At 73.3% G+C, this 6,573-nt stretch carries 8 protein-coding genes; 2 read left to right on the plus strand and 6 right to left on the minus strand.

Features of this window, described 5'->3' with window-relative positions:
• Positions 1-124 precede the first annotated feature (124 nt).
• A complete protein-coding gene (gene rox / locus AKI01S_RS37930) occupies positions 125-1,552 on the plus strand; it encodes a rifampin monooxygenase (protein WP_067829355.1) in 1,428 nt (475 codons plus the stop codon).
• Between the two features lie 82 nt (positions 1,553-1,634).
• Here rox and AKI01S_RS37935 read toward each other — a convergent pair whose 3' ends face one another.
• From AKI01S_RS37935 to AKI01S_RS37950, 4 genes are all read right to left on the minus strand, one after another.
• On the minus strand, positions 1,635-2,645 hold the full coding sequence (locus AKI01S_RS37935) for an MvdC/MvdD family ATP grasp protein (protein ID WP_067829358.1): 1,011 nt from the start codon (positions 2,643-2,645) through the stop codon (positions 1,635-1,637).
• Positions 2,646-2,648: 3 nt separating this feature from the next.
• Positions 2,649-2,948, minus strand: coding sequence for a hypothetical protein (locus AKI01S_RS37940; RefSeq protein ID WP_157420460.1), 300 nt, complete (start codon positions 2,946-2,948; stop codon positions 2,649-2,651).
• Between the two features lie 137 nt (positions 2,949-3,085).
• A complete protein-coding gene (locus AKI01S_RS37945; RefSeq protein ID WP_157420461.1) occupies positions 3,086-3,397 on the minus strand; it encodes a hypothetical protein in 312 nt (103 codons plus the stop codon).
• A 110-nt stretch (positions 3,398-3,507) separates the two neighbouring features.
• The gene (locus tag AKI01S_RS37950; protein WP_067829367.1) at positions 3,508-3,984 is read right to left on the minus strand and encodes a MarR family winged helix-turn-helix transcriptional regulator; all 477 of its coding nucleotides are present in this window, start codon (positions 3,982-3,984) and stop codon (positions 3,508-3,510) included.
• Positions 3,985-4,075: 91 nt separating this feature from the next.
• On the opposite strand from AKI01S_RS37950, the gene AKI01S_RS37955 reads away from it, so the two are divergent.
• Positions 4,076-5,200, plus strand: coding sequence for a GDSL-type esterase/lipase family protein (locus AKI01S_RS37955; RefSeq protein WP_067829370.1), 1,125 nt, complete (start codon positions 4,076-4,078; stop codon positions 5,198-5,200).
• A 13-nt stretch (positions 5,201-5,213) separates the two neighbouring features.
• Here AKI01S_RS37955 and AKI01S_RS37960 read toward each other — a convergent pair whose 3' ends face one another.
• Positions 5,214-5,705 (minus strand): carboxymuconolactone decarboxylase family protein, encoded by a 492-nt coding sequence (locus AKI01S_RS37960; RefSeq protein WP_067829382.1) that lies wholly within the window; start codon positions 5,703-5,705, stop codon positions 5,214-5,216.
• Positions 5,702-6,573, minus strand: an 872-nt coding sequence (locus AKI01S_RS37965) for a dihydrodipicolinate reductase (protein ID WP_067829401.1), incomplete at its 5' end; no start/stop codon positions are given. The genes AKI01S_RS37960 and AKI01S_RS37965, both read right to left, overlap by 4 nt.

Below are 6,573 nucleotides of genomic sequence, written 5' to 3' on the forward strand. Positions count from 1 at the left end.
AGCGCGACCGGGGGCTTGCGGCAAGGCCCGGGGCATGGCGCACAATCTCCAGCCGAAGCCGGGACCTGCGGGGACCGGGGGCTCGCGAGGGACGTGCGCCCCTGCCGGCGAACGGGGGGATTCCATGATCGACGTGATCGTCGCCGGGGGCGGGCCGACCGGGTTGATGCTGGCGAGCGAACTGCGCCTGCACGGCGTGCGCGTGGTCGTGCTGGAGAGGCTGGCCGAGCCGACCGGGCAGTCCCGGGGGCAGGGCCTGCACGCGCGCAGCGTCGAGCTGATGGACCAGCGCGGCCTGCTGGACCGGTTCCTCGCGGTCAGCAGGAAGTTCCAGGTCGGCGGCCTCTTCGGCGGCGTCATCAAGCCGTGGCCGGACGGTCTGGACACGGCGCACCCGTACGGCCTCGCCGTACCGCAGCCGGTCACCGAACGGCTCCTCAACGAGCGCGCCCTCGAACTCGGCGCCGAGATCCGGCGCGGAAGCGAACTGGTCGGGCTGAGCCAGGACGAGCACGGGGTGACCGTCGGGCTGGCCGACGGCACCGAGCTGCGCTCGCGCTACCTGGTCGGCTGCGACGGCGGCCGCAGCACGGTGCGCGGCCTGCTCGGCGTCGGCTTCCCCGGCGAGCCCTCCCGGGTGGAGACGCTGCTGGGCGAGATGGAGGCGACCGAGGACCCGGAGACGATCGCCGCCGTCGTCGAGGAGGTCCGCAGGACCGAGCTGCGGTTCGGCGCCGTCCCCCAGGGGGACGGGGTGTACCGCGTCGGCGTGCCCGCCGAGGGGGTGGCCGAGGACCGCGCGGCCGCGCCGACCATCGAGGAGTTCCGGCGGCGGCTGCGGGCCGTCGCGGGCACCGACTTCGGCGTGCGCTCGCCGCGCTGGCTGTCCCGGTTCGGCGACGCCACCCGGCAGGCCGAGCGCTACCGGGTCGGCCGGGTGCTGCTGGCCGGCGACGCGGCGCACGTCCACCCGCCGACCGGCGGGCAGGGGCTCAACCTCGGCGTCCAGGACGCGTTCAACCTCGGCTGGAAGCTGGCCGCCGAGGTCAACGGCTGGGCGCCGGAGGGGCTGCTGGACAGCTACCACACCGAACGGCACCCGGTGGGCGCCCGCGTGCTGGAGAACAGCCGCGCGCAGATGACGCTGCTGGGGTCCGACCCGGGCGCGACCGCGCTGCGGGGGCTGTTCTCGACGCTGATGGACTTCGAGGAGGTGAACCGGTACGTGACCGGGATGATCACCGCGGTCGCGGTCCGCTACGACCTCGGCGAGGGCCACGAGCTGCTCGGCCGGCGGCTGCGGGACGTGCGGCTGGAGCGGGGGCGCCTCTACGAGCTGACCCACGGCGGCCGCGGGCTGCTGCTCGACCGGACCGGCCGGCTCTCGGTGGAGGGCTGGGCGGACCGGGTCGACCACGTCGTCGACGCCTGCGAGGAGCTGGACGCGCCCGCGGTGCTGCTGCGTCCGGACGGCCACGTGGCGTGGGCCGGTGCGGACCAGCGGGACCTGCTCGCCCATCTGCCCCGGTGGTTCGGCGCCGCCGCCGGCTGAGCGCGGACCGGCCGCCCCGGCGGACGACGGGAGCCGCCGCGGCTCGGCGCGCGGCGGCTCCACGGCGGGGACGGGGCGTCCCCTAGTAGCCGATCTGCTCCACCTCGCCGCGGTGGAACGGCTCCCCCTTCATCAGGAGGTCGGCGAGCGTGTCCGCCATCGGCACCCCGAGGTCGTTCTCCATCCAGAGGAACTGGCCGCACGGGTTGCTTTCGAGGAAGACGTACTCGCCCTCGGGCGTGACGATGAAGTCCAGCGCCCCGTACACGATCCCGAGCTCGTCCATCAGGGCCTGGACCTGCTTGACGAGTTCCTCCGGGAGCGGCTGGTAGTCGCCGTACCTCATCTCCATGTCGGCCCGCCAGTCGACCCTGGTCGACTCGGTGCCCTGCGAGTCGACCACCACCGGGAAGAAGGTGTTGCCGATGACGGTGAGCCGCACCTCGTGGGACTTCTCGATGTACTCCTGGAACTGGCAGATGGTGTGCCGCACCCGCCCGGCCTTCTCCTTGAGCTCGTCGCCGACGACGCTGGTGAGCAGGCCGGAGGGGAAGGCGCCGGGATAGTGGATCACCCCGCCGGTCAGCGACTTGTAGACCAGGCCGTCGTCGACCCGGCCGAGGAGCCGTTCGACCTCGGCGGGGTCGTTGGTCAGCAGCGTCTTCGGCACCCGCATGCCGACCTGCTTGGCGAGCTTGAGCTGGCGCGGCTTGAGCTCGGCGATCGCGTCGACGTCGGGGCGGTTGACCCACAGGCAGTCGGTGTTGCGCAGGATGCCGCCCACGCCGTGCAGCGCCTCGTTCCGCGCGAACTCGCGTTCGGCCTCGCCCATCTCCTCGCCGAAGTCGAACGCGGTCGGCCGGCGGAACCACACGCCCGACAGCCGCCGCAGGTCCACCTCGCGGTCGCGGTGCCGCATGACGGCCCGCTCCCCGTCGAAGTCGGAGGTGGTGAGGGTGATCTCGCGGGGGAAGTCGCTGATGTCGGCCCGGACGACCCGGGCGTCCTTGGCCGTGAGGCTGCGGACGACCGGGTCGGCGGTGGGGTCGAAATCCTGCGTGAGGATCAGGACCTCAGGTTGTTCGTTGGGCATGTGTCAGGCGCAGATGTCGTCGAGGTAGCGGTCGTCGTTGTAGATGCCGGTCCTGGTCCAGGACGAGTAGCCGGCCTCGATCGGCTTGCCGTCGGGGCCGAGCCAGGTCTGGCTCTCCTGGTCGTAGGCGCCGGCCTGCGGGTCGGGGCCGGGGCGCTTGCTCAGCGGCGTCGAGTAGGCGTAGCCGAGGGGCCGCTGGTCGCCGTCGGCGGTCGGGAGGGTCGCGGGGTCGGCCGCCGCGTGGTCGGGCGAGATGAACGCGCGGGCGGTGCGGAGCGGGGTGCTCACGAGCACACTGGGCATGCTGACGCCTTCCTTGGTACGGGTTCGTTCGGGAGTGACCTGGTACGGGAACGGCGGGTCCGGGGACCCGCCCCGGTCACGACGCGGCGGGGTCGGCCGTCACGGGGTGACGGGTCGGCCCTTCGCTCCCCGGTGTCTCATGACGTGGTGGGCTCCGTGATCCCCACGAGGCCCCGGACGTCACCGGAGAAGACCCAGACCTGACGGTCCGCGTCGTAGTGGCCGGCGGACATCCTCACCGTGCTCTCGGGCTCGAACTCGTCCTCGGGCTCGTAGAGGTAGGCGAGCGGGACCGCCGGACTGGTGCGGGTACGCGCGCGCGACTGCGTCGGTCTGGCCCGGATCACCATTTCGTCACCGTCGAGCTCGGGACGGTCGAAGCGGAGGAACGTGGGCCAGCGGTGCGGGACGGAACGGATGGACGCGGTGGATTCCGGCTTCCGGGTCATGCTGGGGGCCCTCCCGAAGATCACCGGTAACCCTCGGGATCAAGGTGACACGGGCCACGATGATCGACAAGTCCGCGATCATGGCCGTATCCGGTCATGATCACGAGGTTTCAGGGGGTCCGGGCGGTGGCCGCGGGGTTGGTCCGATCCCGGATGACGCGGAGTGATTTCAGGAACGCGTCCAGCTCGTCGGGCGGCAGGAGGCCCGTGAGCCAGCGGTCGACCGCCGCCAGGTAGGTGGGCAGGACCTCGCGCAGGCGTTCCTCGCCCTCGGGGGTGAGGGTCGCGAACGTCGTGCGGCGGTCGGCCGGGCTGGTGTCGCGGCGGACCAGGCCCGCGCGGGTGAGGCGGTCGACCAGGCGGGTCACGCCGCTGGTGGACAGGGCCGTCTGGGTGGCCAGGTCGGTCATGCGCAGGCGGCGGCCGGGCGAGCGGCCGAGCCGGAGCAGCGCGTTGAGGTCCAGGCCGGACAGGCCGTGGTCGCGCCAGGCCGGTTCCAGGCGGGAGACCAGGCCCTGGTGCGCCTCGAACAGCAGGCCCGCCGCGGTGAGGCGGGGGTCGTCGAGCGGGTCGTCGGTCGCTGCCATGCCGGAATCCTACCAATAGTTGACATGAGGAATTTCCTCAGTGTAGATATTTGCTCAAGCAATATTCCTCACGGCAACTAAGGAGTGTGTGATGGGCGACTGGGTGGCGGGGTTCCGCGGAGCGGTGATCAGCCCCTACGAGGAGTTCCGCATCAGCGAGCCGCGCGGCTTCCGCGACCAGACGGTGCGGCAGGTGCTGCGGATGGCGGGCGGCGGCGAACGGCTGCGGGTGCGGCTCAGCAACCGGTACGGGCGCGCGCCGCTGACGATCGGCGCGGCGCGGGTCGCCGGGCGCGGGAGCGGCGGCGCGATCGTCGAGGGGAGCGACCTCGCGGTGCGGTTCGGCGGCGCGGAGCAGGTGACCGTCCCCGCCGGGGAGGAGGTCGTCAGCGACCCCGTGGACCGGGCCGTGGCGGCCGGTGACGACCTGGTGCTCAGCCTGTACCTGCCGGACGAGACCGGTCCGGCGACCTTCCAGCAGTTCCCGCTGGAGACCGCCTATGTCGGGGCGGGCGACCAGGTCTCCGCGCCGGAGCTGGCCGGGGCCGAGGAGGTGGGCTCACGGTTCTACGTGACCGGGGTGGACGTGTTCACCGACGCGCGGATCGCCGTGGCGTTCGGGGACTCGTGGTTCGAGGGCGTGGGATCGACGGCGGGCGCCGGCCGCCGTTCCGTGGACGTCCTCAACGAACGGCTCGACCACGGCTGGGTCGTCAACCAGGGCCTGGCCGGCAACCGGCTGCTGACCGACGAGGTCGGCGAGCACGGCCTGGCCCGGTTCGACCGCGACGTGCTGGCGGTGCCGGGCGTGTCCCACGTGCTGATCCACCTCGGCATCAACGACCTGCTGATCCCGGGCATGGTCGGCCGCCCGCCGGCCCGGGCCGAGGACCTGGCCGCCGGGTACACCGAGCTGGCCCGGCGCGCCCGCGAGGCCGGGCTGACCGTGCTCGGCGCGACGGTCGGGCCGATCGGCGGCGCGATCTACCCGGGGGCCGTCACGCCCGAGGCCCTGGCCGAGCGGCGGCGCGTGAACGAGTGGCTGCGCTCCAGCGACGTGTTCGACTCGCTCTTCGACGTCGCGCTGGCCGTCGGGGACCCGGACGACCCCGAGCGCATCCGCCCCGAGTTCGCCGACCCCGACGGCATGCACCTCAACGACGCCGGGGCGCGCGCCATGGCCGGGTCCGTCGACCTGTCGGCGTTGAAGCCGTGAGGGCGCGCGGATGTCAGGGGTCGGACGGCGGAGGGGTGAGCACGCACCGGGTGTCCAGGCCCAGCACGCGGTTCAGGCGGCCGAACGCCAGCCACGAGCCCAGGCACATCGTCAGTTCGGCGATCTCCCGCTGGGTGTAGTGCGCGGTCATGCGCGTCCAGAAGTCCTCGTCGAGGCCGTGGTGGTCCAGGACGTAGCGTTCGGCGTATTCGGCGGCCAGGCGGGTGCGGTCGTCGAACGCGCCGGTGCTGCGCCATTCGGTGACCGCGTCGAGGAAGCCGGGCTCGACCTTCTCGCCGTCGCGCTCGGTGCGCCAGTCCAGGCAGAAGACGCAGCCGTTGAGCTGCGCGACGCGCAGCCGCGCCGCCTCGAACTCGCGCAGGCCGAGGGTGGTGTGGGCGTAGACCGCCAGGGAGAACCGCGCGGCGGCGGGGCCGATGCCGGGGACGAGCTCGCCCCACACGTACTCGATGGGGTCCCGGCCCTCGGGGACGTCGATGTTCACGGCTTCCTCCCGAGTCGGCCGACGGCGGGGCGCAGGGGGACGTCGAGGGCGTCGTACAGGCCGGGCGGGGACGCCGCCAGCCAGTCGATCGCGTTCACCAGGCGGCCGACGGCGGTGGCGTTGCCGCCCTCGGCGTGGTTGCCGTTCTCGGTGGCCTGCACGGTGACCTCGATGCGCGGGCGCCCCTCGACGATCACGCGGTGCGCGCCGTCGCCGGCGGGCGGGGCGGGCCAGTCGGGGGCGCAGGACGGGTGGACGCGCGTGACGTGCTCGACGATCAGGCGGGGCTCGCCGCCGACGATCCCCTGGACCTCGAAGCGGACCGCGCCCTGCGTCCCGGCCGCGAACTCCCCCATCCGGGCCGTGGTGACGGCGGCGTCGAGCGGGCGGCGGTCGACGGTCTCGCGGATCTCCTCGACCGCGACGCCCAGGGCGCGGGCCAGCAGCCGGATCTGGCCGCCCCACACCATGGACGGGACGGTCGGCGCGAGCATCGGCGGCTCGTAGTCGAGCGGGTGGCCCATGCCGACCAGGTGCCGGACCGAGTCCTCCTGGTCGTAGGAGGTGTAGTCGAAGATCTCCTGGCAGCGGATCGCGTCGATGTCCCGGCCGAGGCCGCTGACCAGCGAGGGCAGCACGTCGTTGCCCCAGCCGGGGTCGACGCCGGACACGAACAGCGATCCGCCGCCCTCGGCGACCGCCTTCAGCACCGGCTCGCGGGCCTCCGGCGGGGCCGAACGGTGGTCGTAGAGGGCGTACAGGGCGGGCGTGACGACGACGGCCCCGGCGCGGACCGCCCGGACGACGTCGGCCAGCGCGTCGTCCGGGCGCAGCTCGCCGGAGGCGGCGTACACCACGGCGCGGGGGC

Origin of the sequence: Actinomadura kijaniata NBRC 14229 (assembly GCF_001552175.1) — a bacterium.
Taxonomy (GTDB): Bacteria; Actinomycetota; Actinomycetes; order Streptosporangiales; family Streptosporangiaceae; genus Spirillospora; species Spirillospora kijaniata.

What these genes read in the sequence shown, in the direction of transcription:
- rox (WP_067829355.1), top strand. Translation starts at nt 125, where the DNA reads ATGATCGACGTGATCGTCGCCGGGGGCGGGCCGACCGGGTTGATGCTG.
- AKI01S_RS37935 (WP_067829358.1), bottom strand. Translation starts at nt 2,645, where the DNA reads ATGCCCAACGAACAACCTGAGGTCCTGATCCTCACGCAGGATTTCGAC.
- AKI01S_RS37940 (WP_157420460.1), bottom strand. Translation starts at nt 2,948, where the DNA reads ATGCCCAGTGTGCTCGTGAGCACCCCGCTCCGCACCGCCCGCGCGTTC.
- AKI01S_RS37945 (WP_157420461.1), bottom strand. Translation starts at nt 3,397, where the DNA reads ATGACCCGGAAGCCGGAATCCACCGCGTCCATCCGTTCCGTCCCGCAC.
- AKI01S_RS37950 (WP_067829367.1), bottom strand. Translation starts at nt 3,984, where the DNA reads ATGGCAGCGACCGACGACCCGCTCGACGACCCCCGCCTCACCGCGGCG.
- AKI01S_RS37955 (WP_067829370.1), top strand. Translation starts at nt 4,076, where the DNA reads ATGGGCGACTGGGTGGCGGGGTTCCGCGGAGCGGTGATCAGCCCCTAC.